Origin of the sequence: Streptococcus constellatus subsp. constellatus, from assembly GCF_023167545.1 — a bacterium.
Lineage (GTDB): Bacteria > Bacillota > Bacilli > Lactobacillales > Streptococcaceae > Streptococcus > Streptococcus constellatus.
This window is the reverse complement of sequence record NZ_AP014647.1, coordinates 985,830-1,003,282: the sequence shown is the minus strand read 5'-3', so window position 1 is coordinate 1,003,282 and position 17,453 is coordinate 985,830. Positions and strand designations below refer to the sequence as shown.

The following is a 17,453-nucleotide window of genomic DNA, read 5'->3' as shown; positions in this document are numbered from 1 at the left end:
TTGTTAAAAGATTGAAACAATATGCTTGACAAAAGAAAGGCTTCATGGTTTAATATACCCCATAAGGGTATAAATGGAGGTGCTTATGTTTCACTTATTTACGAAAATAGATAGTATTTCTACAAGTGAATTGGAACAAAAATTAAAAAAGAAAATTCAACTGCTAGATGTACGAACACCGTCTGAATATCGAAATGGTCATATTCAGGGTGCGAAGAATGTCCCACTCAATGAAATCTCAAGATACACGCCAGCAACAAATGAAACACTGTATGTCATTTGCCATTCCGGTGTGCGGAGCAAAATGGCAGCCAAAAAGCTAAAGAAAAAAGGCTACGATGTTGTCAATGTTCAAGGCGGTATGAGTGCTTGGACCGGAAAAGTTGTTTAAAAGTGATAAAGGAGGAAGTTGAATGAAAATTATCATTGTTGGTGGAGTTGCAGGTGGAATGTCTGCAGCGACGCGTTTAAGACGGCTAAAAGAAGACGCTGAGATTATTATTTTTGAAAAGGGGCCATTCGTTTCCTTTGCAAACTGTGGTCTGCCTTACTATGTTTCTGGAGAAATTGCTGAGCGGGAAGACTTGTTAGTGCAAACGCCTGAGAGTTTAAAGGCACGCTTTCGTTTAGATGTGAGACCTTTCCATGAAGTGACGGCTATCTCACCAGATCAACATATGGTGACGGTTCGGCATGACGGAAAGGAATTTACAGAGAGTTACGATAAGTTGATTTTATCGCCGGGGGCAAAGCCTTTTGTGCCTCCAATTGAAGGTTTGGAAACAGCTGAAAATACCTATACTTTACGTAATGTTCCTGACCTAGATGAGATTATGTTAGCTTTGGAGAAAGAACCAAAAGAAGCTGTGGTGATTGGGGCTGGATTCATTGGACTTGAAATGGCAGAAAATCTTCGCAAGCGTGGTTTGAATGTGACAATTGTTGAGAAAGCACCGCATGTTTTGCCACCGCTTGATGAAGAAATGGCTGCTTTTGTTCAGGCTGAATTGTTGAAAAACGGCATTCAAGTAGTTACTTCTCAGTCTGCTACGCGGTTTGAGGACAAGGGAAAGGTCATTGTGCTGGAGAATGGGCAAAAAATTGCTTCTGATGTGACCATTTTATCTGTCGGGGTGCAACCAGAGAATGCTTTAGCACAGGTAGCAGGTATTGAGCTGGGATTGCGTGGCGGTATCTTAGTCAATGAGCGTTATGAAACCAGTCAACCTGATATTTATGCGGTCGGCGATGCGATTGTTGTCAAGCAAGAAGTTACAGGAGAAGATGCACTGATTTCATTGGCTTCGCCTGCTAATCGTCAAGGTCGCCAAGTTGCGGATGTGATTGCTGGAGTAGCTCGAAAGAATAAAGGCAGCATTGGTACAGCTATTGTTCGGGCATTTGACATGACGGCAGCTTCAACAGGGCTGAGCGAGCGCATTCTTCGTATGAATGGCCTGCCTTATCAAGTTATTCATGTCAGTGGTAAGGATCATGCTGGCTACTATCCGGGTGCGACTGATGTGACCTTGAAACTCCTCTTTGAGCCAACAAGTGGCAAAATTTACGGTGCACAAGGTGTTGGGAAAAAAGGCGTTGATAAGCGGATTGATATTTTGGCAACGGCTATTAAAGGTAATCTAACCATTTTTGATTTGCCAGAGTTGGAATTTACCTATGCGCCACCGTTTGGCTCTGCTAAAGATCCGGTCAATATGCTGGGATATGCAGCCTTAAACTTGGTAGAAGGTTTGAGCGACAATATCCAGTGGTATGAATTGGAAGATGAACTAGCTGCCGGTAAGAAGTTCCTAGATGTGCGGACGGCCAGTGAGCTTCAACAAGGTCGTTTGAAAGTGGATACGGTTCACATTCCTTTAAATGAATTGCGTGAGCGTTTAGGAGAGTTAGACAAGTCGCAGGATTATATCGTGAGCTGTCATAGTGGACTTCGTAGCTATATTGCCGAGCGCATTCTCAAACAAGCAGGATTTTCTGTTCAAAATCTAGACGGCGCCTTTGCCTTGTACAAAATGGTAAAACCAGAGGGGGTAGAATATGGAAACTAGCATCAGCATGCCTGAATTTTATAAAAAATATCAGACAGAAATCTTATCCATTCTTGATGTGCGAGAAGATTATGAGTTTCAAATGGGACACGTGCCGACGGCAAAAAATCTGCCATTAAGCACTTTTGAGACGGGCTACAAACAACTCAGCCAGCAGGAGAAATACTATGTCATCTGCCAATCTGGCGCACGTTCTGCGGCTGCGTGTCAGTTTTTAAGTGCGCAAGGATTTGATGTAACCAATGTAGCTGGGGGCATGAATTTCTGGCATGGCGAGGTGGAATAAGGAAAGAGAAAAGGAACTGAATAAAAACCTTCCAAAAATAGTAAAAAGCTTAAAATCAAGTTATCAAAAACGTTGATTTTAAGCTTTTTCTTGTTCATTGCTTCATTTTGACTAGAAATTGAGTTTTTGCCTAACCTATAACTCAATAATATGTGGCTCATAACCAATAGCTTCTAGGAATTTGAGTAAGTCCGTTGTGTCTAAAAAGAGTGTTTTTTCATTGGTATTGGGGTGAAAACTCATTCGTTTTTCCGACATGATTTCTTTGTCAAAATAGACTTGAATATCTTTGTCTACATTGTTTAACAATCCAAAAGGAGAAACAACACCTGCTGGCAACATCATTTTTTCAAATAGACTATCAGATGATGCCATGCGGATTTTATTGGCTCCGACCAGTTCTTTAAACAAGTCCATGTCCAAGCGTTTTTTGTCGTCCATAATGAGTAAATAGTAGGCAGTCTTCTTTTTATTAGTAAGAAACATGGTTTTGGTGCGGACACCCTCGATGCCTTTGATGAAGCTGTCGGCTTGCTCGGTTGTAAGCGCTGGTTCGTGCTCTACGATTTCAAATGGAATGTTTAGTTTGTTTAGGGTTTCTTCCACTTTTGTGTATAAGTCCATTTTACTTGCCTCCTTTGGGTTGTTTTATTACTTTTATTATACAATAGTGAGGTGTATTTTTCAATGGGCGACAATCTGCACCAAAAGCAGTTCACTTCATCAACTTGGTCGATAACTTGTCTGAAAACGAGTTTCGTTCATCAGCCAGGCTGACGACTTGCCTAAAAACAGATTTGCCCTGTCCGCCGGGCAGACGGCTTCCCTAGAAATCAGTTTATTCTGTCAGCCGGGCTGAAACGTTGCCTGACAACAAGTTGACTTTTTCCGCCGGGCGGACAGTCTACCTAGAAACGAGTTTCGTCCATCAGCCGGGCGGACGCTCCCTGTGCTCAATAGATCAATTCTATTTTTAAAAAAAGAAGTGATAGTTAGAATAACGCTTTTACTGTGCAACGTCAATAAAAAAACCTCAGCAAGCGAAGAAAACTACTGAGATTATTTTCGTTTGATAAAGTATTGGACAGCTTTTTCTAGCCGCTCTTTTTGAGCTTTAGGATCGTCCAAAGGATGGTTGAGGCATTCGGTGAGATTTTCGGTAATCATCAACTCAATGACACGCTCGACACTAGAGCGAACAGCGGTTAATTGGGTGATAACGTCTGCACAATCGCGTTCTTCCTCTATCATTTTTTGAATGCCACGTAATTGTCCCTCGGAGCGTTTTAGTCGCGTAATAAGCTTTGAGTTTGTCATGTTCTTGTCCTCTGTGTATTTTTTTACATTATATCTTGAATAGTCTCCTTTGTCAAAGTAGCCGCTTTTTCTTTGTGGTATAATGAAAGAGTTAAGGAGAAAAGTGATGAATATTTTAAAAAGATAAATTGTAAAATATAGTTCAACCAAAAAACTCATAGCGTTTCATTGGTGTAAACTGTAAGTAACCACACAAACAGAACCCGAGGAAAAACTATGAGCTACTCCCATCTTACCATAACCGACCGAATAAAGATAGAAACCTACTTGGAATTAGGTTTAAAACCTTGCCAAATTGCAAGTAAACTTGGCGTCCATAAGTCTACCATTTCAAGAGAGTTAAGACGATGTCAAAATGGTTATTCCGCAGTCTTAGCACAGGAACAGTACGACCACAGGGCTAAGCAAAAAGGTCGGAAGTCTTGTTTAACACCAAAGTTGAAAAAGGAAATTGAGAACGGTTTAAAATCCTCCTGGTCGCCTGAACAGATTTGTGGGCGCTATCAGCTTGAACAAAAGCCAATGGTAGCTTTTAAAACCATCTATAACTGGCTCTATGCTGGTTTGATTGATCTGGATTTAAGCGTCCTCCGTCGTAAAGGAAGAACTCGACAACCCAAAGAAACACGTGGGACATTTAGGATTGGCACGCCGATTGCCAAACGTCCTAAAGAGGTTCGGAATCGTGAAACTTTTGGCCACTGGGAGCTTGATACTGTAGTGTCTTCCAGAGGCAAAAGCAAGGGGTGTTTAGCGACTTTTCTAGAGCGAAAAACTCGTTTTTACTTAGCTTTCAAGATACCAGATAGAACAGCCAAAGCCATGTTTTCAGCCATCGAACAACTTTGTAGGCTATTTCCAAAAGAGACTCTTAAAACCTTCACTTCAGACAGGGGAAAAGAGTTCGCCTGCTATCCTCTAGTAGAGAATTTAGGAATTTCCTTTTTCTTTGCGGACGCCTATTCATCTTGGCAGAGAGGAAGTAATGAAAACGCAAATGGCTTACTAAGAGAATATTTCCCAAAGAAAACAGATTTAGCTGCTATCTCTGATGAGGCTTTGAACAAGGCCTTATATGATATCAATCACCGACCACGAAAATGTTTAGCTTACAGAACGGCTTATGAAGCTCTAGTGGATGAGTTAGAGTAAATGTTGCACTTATTCTTGCAATTTATCAAAAGAAATAATGTAACAGAAAAAGAACGCCAACAACTGTTAGCAATTACGAGAGATTGTCATCAGCTAGATGGAACTTATCGTACCCCCTATCTTGATACGACTTACAACGTAGATAAAGATATGCCTGCTTTTTTCTTAGCCTATGAAGCCGCTAAGTTAGTAGGTTATTTATTCGTTTATGCTGATGAACCGAAAGAAGCTGAAGTTTCGCTCTATGTGATACCTGCTTATCGGCGCAAAGGAATTGCTCGTACCTTGCTAAGCGAATTTGCAAATGTAGCGACACAATACAATTTATCCGAAGTTGACTATGTGACAGAAACAGCTTTTTTGACCAAACACCCGAATTTTTTAGAGCATTTTCAATTTCACATAACAGATGCTGAGTTGTGGCTGGAGCAGCCGCGCAGACAATTTGCTTTAGAAAAGAGAGCGGGTTTAGAAGTTGTTTTGGCAGATTTGGACTTGGTCGAAGAGATTGCAACTTTCCAAGCAGAAGCGTTTGGAAATCCTTTAGAAAGCAGCCGCACTTATGCACGTGAAGCTATCTTAGATAATAACACTCTTTTGTTTGTATTGAAAAAAGATGGGAAAATTATTGCATCTTGCTCTGTTGATATGAGCACAGATTTCAATTTCTTCTTTGGTCTAGCAGTGAAAAAAGAGCTACAGGGACAAGGACTAGGCTCTTATCTTATGTCGGCAATAATGAATGACATGTATGAGCGGAATGATTTAAATTTCCAAATTGTAGTAGACAAGGAAAATACAGGTGCTTACAAACTTTACCAACGATTAGGGTTTCAAGTGATGACAGAAGTTGTCTATGTCGGTAAGTAAGAGGAGGCAAACATGTGTCAAGAATGTTATTCTAGGGAAAGTAGGAGAACGCCTTTATTGAATCCTTAGTGTATGACGGTTTAGTTATGCCTTGATTTATGGTATAATGATAAAACATTTAAAAGAGGATAAAAGCATGAATATTCAACAACTGCGTTATGTTGTAGCGATTGCCAACAGTGGCACTTTTCGTGAAGCAGCTGAGAAAATGTATGTCAGCCAGCCGAGCTTGTCCATTGCAGTTCGAGATTTAGAAAAAGAGTTGGGCTTTAAAATATTTCATAGAACGAGCAGTGGCACATTTCTGACACGTCGAGGGATGGAATTTTACGAAAAAGCCCAAGAATTGGTCAAGGGATTTGATGTATTTCAAAATCAATACGCCAATCCAGAGGAAGAAAAAGCAGAATTTTCCATTGCTAGCCAGCACTATGATTTCTTACCGCCTCTGATAACGGAATTTGCTAAACGCTATCCAAAAGATAAGAATTTCCGAATTTTTGAATCCACAACAGTGCAGATTTTAGATGAAGTGGCGCAGGGGCACAGTGAGATTGGCATTATCTATCTGAACAATCAAAATACTAAAGGAATGATGCAGCGGATTGATAAATTGGGACTAGAAGTGATAGATTTGATTCCTTTTCAGACGCATATCTATCTACGGGCAGATCACCCCTTAGCTGGGAAAGAGGAGCTTACTATGGAAGATTTGGCAGATCTGCCGACAGTTCGTTTTACGCAGGAAAAGGATGAATATCTCTATTATTCAGAGAATTTTGTGGATACTAGTGCCAGTTCTCAGATGTTTAATGTAACTGATCGTGCCACTTTGAATGGTATTTTAGAGCGGACAGATGCTTATGCAACAGGATCTGGATTTTTGGATAGTAATAGCGTAAACGGCATTACGGTGATTCGATTACAAGACAACTTGGAAAATCGCATGGTTTATGTTAAACGTGAAGAAGTAGAGCTTTCACCAATTGGTGCAGCTTTTGTTGCTGTTATGGAAAAATATTTTGCAAAAAGAGGTAAAAAATGAAACGAAAAGTGATGGTGCCAATTGTGATTGTAGCCTTAATTGCTTTGGATCAATGGGTAAAATTTGAAATTGTCAAAAACATTCAATTAGGTGAAGTAAAACCCTTCCTTCCAAAGATTTTGAGTTTGACTTATTTGCGAAATACAGGAGCGGCATTTTCAATTCTGGAGAACCAGCAATGGTTGTTTGCGGTAATTACTTTAGTGGTGATTGGCGCTGCTATCTGGTATTTGAGCAAGCACATCAAAGGTTCTGTCTGGCTGCTGTCTGCTTTGAGTTTAATTATTGCAGGTGGAATTGGAAATTTTATTGACCGCATGCGCCAAGGTTTTGTTGTGGATATGTTTCAGCTTGATTTTATCAATTTTGCAATTTTTAATGTTGCGGATAGTTATCTGACGATTGGTGTGCTTGTACTGATAGTGATGATGTTAAAGGAAGAGGGCAATGCAAGTTAAAGTAGAGATTGGCGGTGTACGGTTGGACAAGGCGCTTGCTGATTTGACACCATTATCCCGCAGCCATGCCAATGAACAAATCAAAAATGGGCAAATCTTAGTCAACGGGCAAGTCAAGAAAGCAAAATATGCTGTCAAGGCAGGTGATGTGATTACTTACGAATTGCCCGAACCTGAAGCGATGGAATACGTTGCAGAAGATCTGCCACTGGATATTGTTTATCAGGATGAAGATGTCGCAGTGGTGAACAAGGCTCAAGGTATGGTGGTGCATCCAAGTGCAGGGCATACGAGTGGAACACTGGTCAATGCGCTGATGTACCACATCAAGGATTTGTCCGGTATCAATGGTGTTTTGCGCCCTGGAATTGTCCATCGGATTGACAAAGATACATCAGGATTGTTGATGATTGCCAAGAACGATGATGCGCATATCAAGCTGGCTGATGAATTAAAAGATAAAAAATCCCTGCGGAAGTATTGGGCTATTGTGCATGGTAATCTGCCGAATGACAGAGGCGTTATTGAAGCACCGATTGGACGCAATGAAAAAGATAGAAAAAAACAAGCTGTAACGGCAAAAGGAAAGTCAGCTGTTACACGTTTCCATGTTTTAGAACGTTTTGGCAATTATACGCTGGTGGAGTTGCAACTGGAAACAGGTCGTACACATCAAATTCGTGTGCACATGGCTTATATTGGTCACCCAGTGGCAGGTGATGAAGTATATGGACCACGTAAAACGCTAAAAGGGCACGGTCAATTTTTACATGCCAGAACGCTTGGATTTACTCATCCTAAGACGGCAGAAGTCATGGAATTTACAGCAGAAGTGCCGATCGTTTTCCAAGAAACATTAGCTACATTGAGAAAAGGACTGAAATGAGATTAGAGTAAGAAAATATGTAAACTCATGATAGTAGATTTCTTTTAAAAATTAGTCATTTTCTCTTATTTGTCAAATTTTTTATTTTATAGTAAAATGGGAAGGCGTCATAAATTCTAAGTATTAGCAAGGAGAGAAGATGAATCAATTACCAAATTGTCCAAAATGCCAGTCAGAATATGTTTACGAAGATGGGTTACTATTAGTTTGTCCAGAGTGTGCTTATGAGTGGAATCCGGCTGAAGTCGATGAAGAAGATGATGGCATCAAAGCGATTGATGCAAATGGCAATCAACTTGTGGACGGAGATACTGTTACTCTCATCAAGGATTTAAAAGTCAAGGGTGCTCCAAAGGATTTGAAACAAGGAACGCGCGTGAAAAATATTCGGATTGTAGAAGGCGACCATAATATTGATTGCAAGATTGATGGTTTTGGTGCGATGAAACTTAAGTCAGAATTTGTTAAGAAAATCTGAGGTCAGTAATGAAACGAAATGTAATTTTTTATAGCCGCATGATATTGTTTATCTTAGGGTTTGTGGGAGTATATCTTGAAATTACAAAGCATGGCGGTCTTGGCATGCTTATGTATTATACTGTTTTGTCCAACATTATCGTAACAGCTTTCACAGCTTATTTGCTGTATCTAATGGCGCGTTCTGAAAGTCGCTGGCAAACGAAGACACTATTTCGGATTAAAGGCGGTGTCACTATGTGTATCATGATTACCTGTGTCATCTATCATGTTCTGCTTGCTCCGTTAGCGACTGATTTTTATCGACTGGAAAATTTCCTATGTCATTACATTGTACCGTTATGGTTTTTAGCGGATACTGTGCTTTTTGATAAACGTTTGCAATATCGCTGGTTTGATCCCATTGCTTGGACTAGTGTGCCTCTACTTTACATGGCTTTTGCCCTGTTTAATGGTTTGGTTCTCAAGTGGCCTATTCCAGGTGCTAAAGACAGTCCATTTGCTTACTTCTTTCTAAATATCCCAAAATATGGCTGGTCTTATGTCTTACAGTGGTCAATCAAAATTTTTATTGGTTATTTGCTTGCGAGCTTTCTGCTTTACGGAGTTATGTCCCTATCCTCACATAGGAAAGGGTCTTCTTAAATACTTGAAACAGCAAAATTTGTCTACTTGCCTGAAAAAAACTTTTTTTGAACGTTTTCTTCAGGTTTTTTCTTGCTTTAATTACTACTGGCGCTGAAAAATTAAGCTCTTCATTTTGTTGAGGACAGTTCATAAAGTAAACACCATTACTCTGTTTCCATCTAATGATGATTAAAGTAACTTTTTCAACCCATTGATATATTCCTGATAGCGTTCTTTTCTCAACTTATAAATAGCTTCATAGATATGCTGGTAATGAATATCATAAAAATTCATCGAGAAATTGATAAGAATGTGTTCCTTATCTGGAAATAAGCTCTTGATATAAGTTGAAATATGTTGGTCTGCTACAATTATATTTGTTTCTTCGTGATCCTGTAAATGGAGCGAACTATTCAAAAAGTCAATTACCACAATCCGAGTAATAGAAGGAGGAATATTTCTTGAAAAAGCATTCTTTAAAGTCGTTACGTCGGCATTATTACTTGCAAAAATATACAAAGAAATAGGTGCCATATTGGCATAAATCAACTCCCTTAGTTGAATGGTCACATGATAAATGTGGTACTTGTATACTTCACCTGTCAATCCCACCTCTTTCATCCATTCTTTGACAAGTGGGCTCAAGAGGAGATAGAGGGGGTCAAACAATCCGCGGTGGTCATATTGGAAAATGTAAGAATTGGGAACCAAACTTTGTAAATTGCAGATAAAAGGCTTCATAAAGAAGAGCATGACAATCCTAAATGGTTGAGAATTGATCAGCTCATCTCCAAATAATAAGCGAAATTTTTGAATGAGCGGCAGTAACATTCCTTGTTTCATGATAATATCAAGAGCTGTATCGCGATCGTGTTCCAACCATTTGTCTCTAGAGAAAGGATTAGGGGTAGTACAATAGGCTAAAAATAGATAATCGTAGTCTGTCGGTGTAAACATCACTTGTAGGGCAGGTTCCAAAATTTTCTTGGTTAAGGTTATCAGTTTTGGATAGACAAGGAGCGTTTTTAGTTTTTCTAGCTCTTGTGAGGCAGGTAGAACCATAGGAAAATTCTTTCGTTTCCACATTAGCACCACGAGAATAGAAAAGAATCGACTTTCTTCTGTAGCTGCTTCGAAGGCTTCTTGTGAGATGTGGGCATTGGAAGAACGAATCCATTGATAAACGAGTTTTAACTCTTTTTCTTTAATTTCATACAGATGAATGCCAAATTTATATTCCAGCAAAGCGATAAGGAAACGAATACGGTATTCTGGTCCAATGACTTGGTATCTGTCTAAAGATAACCCAACTTCTTTCAAAAAGTCCAAACACTTATCACGTATTCGATAGCCAGTTGCACGGGATATGTACTCTTTTTGGATAAAGCAAATGAAACTCTCTTTTTCTTCTTGTAAGAAGTAGCGCAAAAGGTGGAGAAAGGTTGAACTTTGATAAATCCGATGAAAACAGATGGAAGGATTGATTTTTGTAATCAGGTCTAAGTGAACTGTGTTCGCAAAAACTTTCAGATAAAATAAATCATTGAATTCCTCTTTCAATTCTGCTAGATGTTGATAGATGATTTTTTCACTAAATTCAGTGAGTTGTGCTAGTTGCTCAATATCAATCGTTTGAAATTCTAGAATGATTTGTAAAATGGTTGCTTTATTTAAAATTGATTCTTCCAAATATTTATCTAACATAAACGATTCTCCTCTGTTTTTTAAAATTACCATACAAGGAAAGGGCTTGTCAACTAAGATTTTAAAGAAAAGGGGCGTTATGAGTATCGTTTGGAGTCATTGAGGTTAAAAGGGCGCTATTTTAGTAGGTTTGTCTCATTTTAAGTAAGTATTTTTGCATTCAATTGAGAAAAAATTTACACATATTCTATTTTAGTATTTTACGATATAAAATGAGTTTTTCAATCATTGAATCAAATATCTTATCAATTTTTTAGTATATAGATGTATAATAAGCATAGCAATTATAAATGTGAAAAGGTATTCTATGAAATTAAAAATTTGTAAAAATGATTTTAGTCTTCAATGGCAGGGGATTTACCATTTAGCCTTAGTAGATTATCCTGAAATTAACAAATGGGAATTGGAAAAAATTGCCAAGTTCGTGGCATATGAAAAAATGTACAATAGGAAGACTCAAATAGAGTGTGAAAATCCTGTTCTACAAAGCCTAGTCTGTCAGTATTTGGATAATAGTAAAGTAATATATCCGTTTACCCCGCGTGACAGAAAAGAAGCTGGAACCTTTAATGTATATGGTGAATGTGTGACGTCAGATTATCTCAGCCATACTTGTACTGTAGAAACTGCTAAAAAGATATTAAAAACTGGGAAATTACTGTCTGCTACGAAGGCTTTTGGTTTGATTGGCAAACAGCTTGTGAACGATAAACGAAATGCAGCAGGTGATCCAGCGGATTATTTTGACTATGTCATGTTTGGGTGGTCTAATACGACATCTGGTTATAGGTTAGCAATGGAACGATTGCTAGAAAGAAATCCCACGGAAGTCGATCTGGAAGAAGCTTTCATACCTGGTGTTAGCTTTCATTTCCGGTATGAAACTATTGTGAATCAAAAGGGCTATGTATTTGATGGTTATCATGCAGCAAAAGTGAAAGATGAGGTATTGTTAGATCTCAGTCTTTGTGTCTGCATTATTGCAAGTCAAAATAAAAAGGAATTTGAAGGTATTATTCCAAATTATTTAAAAAACAGGATTCATTATTTAGATTATCAAAACGATGGACTGGTAAAATGGAATGATAAGGTATATGAAAAAGTGCTTGAGCTAGATGGTAGAGATAGGACGACCACTAGCATATTGTAAAAGATTTTGATAAGATAGAAAGTAATTAGGAGGCAGCTTTGGATTTAGCAGAAATTAGAAAAGAAATTGATCAAATAGATGTAGACTTAATTACCTTGTTAGAAAAAAGAATGGCGTTAGTGAGCCAAGTAGCTCTCTACAAACGTCAGACTGGGAAAGCAGTATTGGATACTCAGCGTGAGCAAATTATTTTAGAGAAAGTTGCAAATAGTGTGCAGGAAAAACAGTATGAAGATACCCTTGTGCAGACTTTTTCAGATATTTTAAAACATTCACGTGCTTATCAAGAGCGGCATATCTAATATAGGAATGATAAAATGAAAAAAATTCATAGGTTAAAGTGGGTCAATATCGGAAATCAAGTGATAGCTATTACGGTATTGTCCATTCTTATGGGACTAGTAATTGGAACTATTGATACGATATTTGGGCGAACGCTTATATTTTTAAGTGAAGTCCGCACTTTGCATTCCCTTTATTTGATTCCTTTTTTAGCTTTTGCAGGATTAGTGATTGTATTTCTCTATCAGAAATATGGTGGGAAAAGTAGCAAAGGAATGACCTTGATTTTTGAAGTTGGGCATGGTGTAGAAAATCACATTCCCAAGCGCTTAATCCCTCTTGTTATAGTGACGACTTGGTTGACGCATCTTTCTGGTGGATCGGCCGGTCGAGAAGGAGTAGCAGTACAATTAGGTGCCACAGTCTCTCACTGGTTTTGCAAGAACTTTTCTACTCCTAATACTTCAAAAGTATTTTTAGTTACAGGAATGGCTGCTGGTTTTGCTGGATTGTTTCAAACGCCATTAGCGGCAGTTTTGTTTGCGATGGAAGTCTTGGTTGTAGGAAACTTGCAGCTGACTGCTTTGTATCCTGCCATGATAGCCTCTCTCGTTTCTACTTGGACATCACATGCGTTAGGTCTTGAAAAATTTATGCAACCAATTTCTGCTCATTTGGGATTATCTCCAATACTTGTTATTAAATTAGTGCTCCTTGGAGTTTTATTTGGACTTTGTGGCAATGTATTTGCTTATGCTCTCTTGTGGAGTAAAAAGAAAGCGGCAACTATTTTTCCAAATCCCTACAAACGAATCGTGGTGATGGGAATTGTCTTAAGTATTGTCTTTTTATTGTTGGATAAAGGTCGATACTCAGGGCTTGGAACAAATTTAATTACGGCTAGTTTTGCTGGACAATCTATTTATTTATATGATTGGTTCTTTAAATTACTTCTAACAGTTTTGACTTTATCAGCAGGTTTTCAAGGTGGAGAAGTGACACCGCTTTTTGCCATTGGGGCAAGTCTAGGCGTTCTACTGGCAGGTTTATTTGGTCTTCCAGTTAGCTTGGTTGCGGCGCTAGGCTATGCTGCAGTTTTCGGAAGTGCTACCTCTACTTTCTTGGGACCGATTCTGATTGGTTGTGAGGTGTTTGGTTTTAGCAATTTTCCATATTTTTTCATAGTCTGTGTCGTGGCATTTAGTCTTCACCGACAACATTCGATTTATGGAGCCCAAAAAATTCGATATTGAAAAATAATCTTCTATGAGGTTTTAACTTGTAGGAGATTTTTATTTTGTGTTATACTAGAAAAAGCAAGATTAGAAAAGGAAAGTCATGACAAAAGTAGATTCCATTTTTAAAGAAAATATTCGAAAAATTTTACATGAAGGTGTTTTTTCTGAAAATGCACGTCCGCGCTATAAAAACGGGAAAGTTGCTAATTCTAAGTATATCACTGGTTCTTTTGCTGAGTACGATCTGAGCAAGGGAGAATTCCCTATCACAACGCTTCGTCCGATTGCTATCAAATCAGCGATTAAAGAAGTCCTCTGGATTTATCAAGATCAATCCAATAGCTTAGAAGTTTTAGAAAACAAATACAACGTTCATTATTGGAATGATTGGGAAGTAGGAACTACTCGCACTATTGGTGAGCGATATGGTGCTGTTGTTAAAAAACATGATATTATCAATAAAATTTTAAAACAGCTGGAGACGAATCCTTGGAATCGTCGAAATATTATCTCACTTTGGGACTATGAAGCTTTTGAAGAAACAGAAGGATTATTGCCTTGTGCTTTTCAGACCATGTTTGATGTCCGACGTGTAGATGGTGAAATCTACCTAGATGCAACTCTGACACAGCGTTCAAATGATATGTTGGTAGCTCACCATATCAATGCCATGCAGTATGTCGCATTGCAAATGATGATTGCTAAGCATTTTGGGTGGAAAGTTGGCAAATTCTTTTATTTTGTCAATAATTTACATATTTATGATAATCAATTCGAGCAAGCAGAAGAATTGCTCCGGCGTGAACCAACGGATTGTGCACCTCGCTTGATATTGAATGTTCCAGATGGAACCAACTTTTTTGATATTAAAGCAGACGATTTTGAATTAATTAATTATGACCCTGTTAAGCCACAGTTGAAATTTGATTTAGCAATTTGATAATGAAACAAAATTTCTCTGAATGTAAAAAAGTTTATTATTTTGATACAAATTGGTTTTGCTTCCTATGCAATTCCAATCGCCTCCCAGAATGTAAATAAAAAGAATTCACAGAAAGCTGAGTTTCACCAGACTTATTATGTTTTTTCAAAAACTAATAAACGAAGAGGCTTATTTAACTATTTTCCAAAGGCAAATATAAATTGTCTGGTGATTTGATAGTTAAAATCAGCCTTTTTTACTGAAATTTGATAAAATAGAACTATCAATTCAAAGGATGAGGGAATGACGAAGAAAATTGTAGCTATTTGGGCACAAGATGAGGATGGCTTGATTGGGCGAAACAATAGATTGCCTTGGCATTTACCAGCTGACCTTAAGCATTTTAAAGAAACAACAACTGGACAGGTTATTTTAATGGGTCGGGTGACATTTGACGGGATGAATCGTAGAGTGTTGCCTAATCGTACTACGATTATTTTGACAAGAGATAAGTCGTATCAAGTAGACAATGAGCATGTATTGATCTTTCACGATGTCACTTCTGTTCTAAAATGGTATGAGATGCAGGAAAAAGAGCTTTATATTATTGGTGGCGGTCAAATTTTTTCTGCATTTGGGCCTTTCATTGATGAGTTAGTTATGACACGTATTCATGCTAGTTTACAAGGAGATACCTATTTCCCGAAAGAGTTTGATATGACGAAATTTCAGGAGTGTTCTCGTCAATTTTATGCCAAAGACGAAAAGAATGAGTATGATTTTACTGTAACAACCTTCCAGAGAAAGGAGTCGTAATGGAACGTAGTATTTTCGGATTTTTTACGGCTCTTTTGTGTGTCGTTTGTGTCATGGCGGCTACACAGGCTTTTCGTAAAAAGCGGTATGGATTATCAGTTCTCTTTTGGCTGAATGCTTTTACAAATTTGGTGAATAGTATTCATGCTTTTTATATGACCTTATTTAAATAATAAACAACTAAACGAACGAAAAAGAAATTGTAATGAATAGATTGGAGTGAAAGATGCCTACAAATCGTACGAGCGAAATGATGGTTTATTGTTCTTTTTGTGGTAAAAGTCAAGAAGAAGTTCAAAAAATTATTGCAGGAAACAATGCATTTATTTGTAACGAATGTGTGGAATTAGCACAAGAAATTATTAGAGAAGAATTAGCAGAAGAAGTCTTGGCAGACTTGTCGGAAGTACCAAAACCACAAGAATTGCTTAACATTTTAAATCACTATGTAATAGGGCAAGATCGTGCAAAGCGAGCGCTGGCTGTTGCTGTATACAATCACTATAAACGTATCAATTTTCACGATAATCGTGAAGAAGAGGATGATGTCGAATTACAAAAATCCAATATTCTTATGATTGGTCCAACCGGTTCAGGTAAGACTTTTCTTGCTCAAACTTTAGCGAAAAGTCTAAATGTTCCCTTTGCGATTGCAGATGCGACAGCTTTGACGGAAGCTGGCTATGTCGGGGAAGATGTTGAAAACATTCTCTTAAAACTCTTGCAAGCTGCAGATTTTAATATTGAGCGTGCAGAACGTGGCATTATCTATGTAGATGAGATTGACAAAATTGCAAAGAAAAGCGAAAACGTCTCTATTACTCGTGATGTGTCTGGTGAAGGCGTTCAGCAAGCTTTGCTTAAAATCATTGAAGGGACTGTAGCTAGTGTACCTCCTCAAGGCGGTCGCAAACATCCACAGCAAGAAATGATTCAAGTGGATACCAAGAATATTCTTTTTATCGTTGGCGGTGCTTTTGACGGAATCGAAGAAATCGTCAAACAACGTCTAGGTGAAAAGATCATTGGTTTTGGTCAAAATAACAAAGCTATTGATGAAAATAGTTCTTATATGCAAGAAATTATTTCCGAAGATATTCAAAAATTTGGGCTTATTCCTGAATTGATTGGTCGTTTGCCTGTGTTTGCAGCGCTTGAGCCTTTGACTGTTGATGATTTGGTGCGAATTCTCCGTGAGCCTAAGAATGCTTTAGTGAAACAATATCAAACGCTTCTTTCTTATGACGATGTTACATTAGAGTTTGATGATGATGCTCTCCAAGAGATTGCTAACAAAGCTATTGAACGCAAGACAGGCGCTCGTGGCTTGCGCTCGATTATCGAAGAAACCATGATGGATGTCATGTTTGAAGTACCAAGTCAAGAAAATGTGAAGTTAGTGCGGATTACCAAGGAAGCAGTTGATGGAACAGATAAACCGATTTTAGAAACAGCTTAAGCGAGGTGTTGTATGGAAATTAATACGCACAATGCGGAAATTTTGTTGAGTGCAGCCAACAAATCTCATTATCCTCAGGATGAGATTCCTGAAATTGCTCTTGCTGGGCGATCCAATGTTGGAAAATCTTCTTTTATCAATACATTATTAAATCGAAAAAACTTAGCGCGAACTTCTGGTAAGCCAGGGAAAACGCAGCTGCTGAATTTCTTCAACATTGACAATCAACTTCGATTTGTGGATGTCCCAGGCTATGGCTATTCCAAGGTTTCTAAGACAGAGCGAGCTAAGTGGGGTAGAATGATTGAGGAGTATCTGACGACTAGGGAAAATCTCAGAGCAGTTGTAAGTTTAGTGGATTTTCGGCATGAGCCAAGTGCAGATGATGTGCAAATGTATGAATTTCTAAAATACTATGAGATACCCGTCATCGTTGTAGCTACAAAAGCAGACAAAATTCCACGCAGTAGATGGAACAAGCATGAATCGGTCATTAAAAAAAGGTTAGATTTTGATAAAAATGATGATTTTCTTATTTTTTCATCTGTAAACAAAGATGGTTTAGATGCGGCTTGGGATGCGATTTTGGAAAAAATTTAGGAATGAAAGAAAAGAGGCTGGGACAAAAAATCCCGGTCTTGCTTTTTCGTTAGAAATATCTTTTGACACGTGATACGGTAGCTGATTGCTCAACG

21 protein-coding genes are annotated in these 17,453 nt (G+C 38.3%); 18 read left to right on the top strand and 3 right to left on the bottom strand.

Going from position 1 to position 17,453, the window contains the following annotated elements; translation table 11 throughout:
* Positions 1-85 precede the first annotated feature (85 nt).
* The 3 genes from SCSC_RS04970 to SCSC_RS04960 are packed head-to-tail and all read left to right on the top strand — an operon-like array spanning position 86 to position 2,355.
* Positions 86-391 (top strand): rhodanese-like domain-containing protein, encoded by a 306-nt coding sequence (locus tag SCSC_RS04970; RefSeq protein ID WP_006269897.1) that lies wholly within the window; start codon positions 86-88, stop codon positions 389-391.
* 22 nt (positions 392-413) lie between these two features.
* Positions 414-2,069, top strand: a complete 1,656-nt coding sequence (locus SCSC_RS04965) for an FAD-dependent oxidoreductase (RefSeq protein ID WP_003024967.1) — start codon at positions 414-416, stop codon at positions 2,067-2,069.
* On the top strand, positions 2,059-2,355 hold the full coding sequence (locus SCSC_RS04960) for a rhodanese-like domain-containing protein (RefSeq protein ID WP_003024965.1): 297 nt from the start codon (positions 2,059-2,061) through the stop codon (positions 2,353-2,355). Before SCSC_RS04965 ends, SCSC_RS04960 begins: the two co-directional genes overlap by 11 nt.
* Before the next feature lie 135 nt (positions 2,356-2,490).
* Here SCSC_RS04960 and SCSC_RS04955 read toward each other — a convergent pair whose 3' ends face one another.
* Both SCSC_RS04955 and SCSC_RS04950 read right to left on the bottom strand, forming a co-directional pair.
* Positions 2,491-2,979 carry a prolyl-tRNA synthetase associated domain-containing protein gene (locus tag SCSC_RS04955; protein ID WP_006269905.1) on the bottom strand — a complete coding sequence of 163 codons (489 nt, stop codon included), beginning with the start codon at positions 2,977-2,979 and terminating at the stop codon, positions 2,491-2,493.
* A gap of 435 nt (positions 2,980-3,414) precedes the next feature.
* Positions 3,415-3,672, bottom strand: a complete 258-nt coding sequence (locus SCSC_RS04950; RefSeq protein WP_003068825.1) for a metal-sensitive transcriptional regulator — start codon at positions 3,670-3,672, stop codon at positions 3,415-3,417.
* Positions 3,673-3,888: 216 nt separating this feature from the next.
* Here SCSC_RS04950 and SCSC_RS04945 point away from each other — a divergent pair, with 216 nt between their 5' ends.
* From SCSC_RS04945 to SCSC_RS04915, 7 genes are all read left to right on the top strand, one after another.
* On the top strand, positions 3,889-4,824 hold the full coding sequence (locus SCSC_RS04945; protein WP_006269888.1) for an IS30 family transposase: 936 nt from the start codon (positions 3,889-3,891) through the stop codon (positions 4,822-4,824).
* Positions 4,825-5,694 carry a GNAT family N-acetyltransferase gene (locus tag SCSC_RS04940; RefSeq protein WP_236587535.1) on the top strand — a complete coding sequence of 290 codons (870 nt, stop codon included), beginning with the start codon at positions 4,825-4,827 and terminating at the stop codon, positions 5,692-5,694.
* Positions 5,695-5,830: 136 nt separating this feature from the next.
* Positions 5,831-6,739 carry a LysR family transcriptional regulator gene (locus SCSC_RS04935; RefSeq protein ID WP_006269372.1) on the top strand — a complete coding sequence of 303 codons (909 nt, stop codon included), beginning with the start codon at positions 5,831-5,833 and terminating at the stop codon, positions 6,737-6,739.
* On the top strand, positions 6,736-7,197 hold the full coding sequence (lspA, locus tag SCSC_RS04930; protein ID WP_006269376.1) for a signal peptidase II: 462 nt from the start codon (positions 6,736-6,738) through the stop codon (positions 7,195-7,197). The genes SCSC_RS04935 and lspA overlap by 4 nt, the downstream gene beginning before the upstream one ends.
* Positions 7,187-8,083 (top strand): RluA family pseudouridine synthase, encoded by an 897-nt coding sequence (locus SCSC_RS04925; RefSeq protein WP_006269400.1) that lies wholly within the window; start codon positions 7,187-7,189, stop codon positions 8,081-8,083. The genes lspA and SCSC_RS04925 overlap by 11 nt, the downstream gene beginning before the upstream one ends.
* A gap of 139 nt (positions 8,084-8,222) precedes the next feature.
* Positions 8,223-8,561: a zinc ribbon domain-containing protein YjdM gene (locus SCSC_RS04920; protein ID WP_006269403.1), complete on the top strand. Its 339-nt coding sequence runs from the start codon at positions 8,223-8,225 to the stop codon at positions 8,559-8,561.
* Positions 8,562-8,569: 8 nt separating this feature from the next.
* Complete coding sequence (locus SCSC_RS04915) at positions 8,570-9,205, top strand: Pr6Pr family membrane protein (RefSeq protein WP_006269395.1); 636 nt, start codon at positions 8,570-8,572, stop codon at positions 9,203-9,205.
* A gap of 171 nt (positions 9,206-9,376) precedes the next feature.
* On the opposite strand, the gene SCSC_RS04910 is transcribed toward SCSC_RS04915, so the two are convergent.
* Positions 9,377-10,891: a helix-turn-helix domain-containing protein gene (locus tag SCSC_RS04910; protein WP_003068847.1), complete on the bottom strand. Its 1,515-nt coding sequence runs from the start codon at positions 10,889-10,891 to the stop codon at positions 9,377-9,379.
* 307 nt (positions 10,892-11,198) lie between these two features.
* Between SCSC_RS04910 and SCSC_RS04905 the strand changes: the two genes are divergently transcribed.
* The 8 genes from SCSC_RS04905 to yihA all read left to right on the top strand — a co-directional run bounded on the left by SCSC_RS04905 (position 11,199) and on the right by yihA (position 17,358).
* Positions 11,199-12,041, top strand: a complete 843-nt coding sequence (locus SCSC_RS04905; RefSeq protein ID WP_006269382.1) for a hypothetical protein — start codon at positions 11,199-11,201, stop codon at positions 12,039-12,041.
* 38 nt (positions 12,042-12,079) lie between these two features.
* On the top strand, positions 12,080-12,343 hold the full coding sequence (locus SCSC_RS04900) for a chorismate mutase (RefSeq protein ID WP_006267865.1): 264 nt from the start codon (positions 12,080-12,082) through the stop codon (positions 12,341-12,343).
* A gap of 15 nt (positions 12,344-12,358) precedes the next feature.
* Entirely contained in the window at positions 12,359-13,576 is a 1,218-nt protein-coding gene (locus SCSC_RS04895; protein WP_006269384.1) for a chloride channel protein, read from the top strand.
* Between the two features lie 85 nt (positions 13,577-13,661).
* Positions 13,662-14,501 (top strand): thymidylate synthase, encoded by an 840-nt coding sequence (locus SCSC_RS04890; protein ID WP_003068859.1) that lies wholly within the window; start codon positions 13,662-13,664, stop codon positions 14,499-14,501.
* Between the two features lie 285 nt (positions 14,502-14,786).
* On the top strand, positions 14,787-15,299 hold the full coding sequence (locus tag SCSC_RS04885; protein ID WP_003068862.1) for a dihydrofolate reductase: 513 nt from the start codon (positions 14,787-14,789) through the stop codon (positions 15,297-15,299).
* The gene (locus SCSC_RS04880; RefSeq protein WP_003024903.1) at positions 15,299-15,472 is read left to right on the top strand and encodes a hypothetical protein; all 174 of its coding nucleotides are present in this window, start codon (positions 15,299-15,301) and stop codon (positions 15,470-15,472) included. Before SCSC_RS04885 ends, SCSC_RS04880 begins: the two co-directional genes overlap by 1 nt.
* Positions 15,473-15,525: 53 nt before the next feature.
* Positions 15,526-16,758, top strand: a complete 1,233-nt coding sequence (gene clpX / locus SCSC_RS04875) for an ATP-dependent Clp protease ATP-binding subunit ClpX (protein ID WP_003068865.1) — start codon at positions 15,526-15,528, stop codon at positions 16,756-16,758.
* A 12-nt stretch (positions 16,759-16,770) separates the two neighbouring features.
* Positions 16,771-17,358, top strand: coding sequence for a ribosome biogenesis GTP-binding protein YihA/YsxC (gene yihA, locus SCSC_RS04870; RefSeq protein WP_006269383.1), 588 nt, complete (start codon positions 16,771-16,773; stop codon positions 17,356-17,358).
* The last annotated feature ends 95 nt before the right edge of the window (positions 17,359-17,453 follow it).

Excerpts from the sequence above, each read along its gene's own strand:
- SCSC_RS04960 (WP_003024965.1), top strand. The coding sequence starts at position 2,059 with ATGGAAACTAGCATCAGCATGCCTGAATTTTATAAAAAATATCAGACA.
- SCSC_RS04970 (WP_006269897.1), top strand. The coding sequence starts at position 86 with ATGTTTCACTTATTTACGAAAATAGATAGTATTTCTACAAGTGAATTG.
- SCSC_RS04935 (WP_006269372.1), top strand. The coding sequence starts at position 5,831 with ATGAATATTCAACAACTGCGTTATGTTGTAGCGATTGCCAACAGTGGC.
- SCSC_RS04945 (WP_006269888.1), top strand. The coding sequence starts at position 3,889 with ATGAGCTACTCCCATCTTACCATAACCGACCGAATAAAGATAGAAACC.
- SCSC_RS04940 (WP_236587535.1), top strand. The coding sequence starts at position 4,825 with ATGTTGCACTTATTCTTGCAATTTATCAAAAGAAATAATGTAACAGAA.
- SCSC_RS04910 (WP_003068847.1), bottom strand. The coding sequence starts at position 10,891 with ATGTTAGATAAATATTTGGAAGAATCAATTTTAAATAAAGCAACCATT.
- SCSC_RS04880 (WP_003024903.1), top strand. The coding sequence starts at position 15,299 with ATGGAACGTAGTATTTTCGGATTTTTTACGGCTCTTTTGTGTGTCGTT.
- clpX (WP_003068865.1), top strand. The coding sequence starts at position 15,526 with ATGCCTACAAATCGTACGAGCGAAATGATGGTTTATTGTTCTTTTTGT.
- SCSC_RS04895 (WP_006269384.1), top strand. The coding sequence starts at position 12,359 with ATGAAAAAAATTCATAGGTTAAAGTGGGTCAATATCGGAAATCAAGTG.
- SCSC_RS04885 (WP_003068862.1), top strand. The coding sequence starts at position 14,787 with ATGACGAAGAAAATTGTAGCTATTTGGGCACAAGATGAGGATGGCTTG.
- SCSC_RS04890 (WP_003068859.1), top strand. The coding sequence starts at position 13,662 with ATGACAAAAGTAGATTCCATTTTTAAAGAAAATATTCGAAAAATTTTA.
- SCSC_RS04950 (WP_003068825.1), bottom strand. The coding sequence starts at position 3,672 with ATGACAAACTCAAAGCTTATTACGCGACTAAAACGCTCCGAGGGACAA.
- SCSC_RS04965 (WP_003024967.1), top strand. The coding sequence starts at position 414 with ATGAAAATTATCATTGTTGGTGGAGTTGCAGGTGGAATGTCTGCAGCG.
- SCSC_RS04925 (WP_006269400.1), top strand. The coding sequence starts at position 7,187 with ATGCAAGTTAAAGTAGAGATTGGCGGTGTACGGTTGGACAAGGCGCTT.
- SCSC_RS04955 (WP_006269905.1), bottom strand. The coding sequence starts at position 2,979 with ATGGACTTATACACAAAAGTGGAAGAAACCCTAAACAAACTAAACATT.
- SCSC_RS04920 (WP_006269403.1), top strand. The coding sequence starts at position 8,223 with ATGAATCAATTACCAAATTGTCCAAAATGCCAGTCAGAATATGTTTAC.
- SCSC_RS04915 (WP_006269395.1), top strand. The coding sequence starts at position 8,570 with ATGAAACGAAATGTAATTTTTTATAGCCGCATGATATTGTTTATCTTA.
- lspA (WP_006269376.1), top strand. The coding sequence starts at position 6,736 with ATGAAACGAAAAGTGATGGTGCCAATTGTGATTGTAGCCTTAATTGCT.
- yihA (WP_006269383.1), top strand. The coding sequence starts at position 16,771 with ATGGAAATTAATACGCACAATGCGGAAATTTTGTTGAGTGCAGCCAAC.
- SCSC_RS04905 (WP_006269382.1), top strand. The coding sequence starts at position 11,199 with ATGAAATTAAAAATTTGTAAAAATGATTTTAGTCTTCAATGGCAGGGG.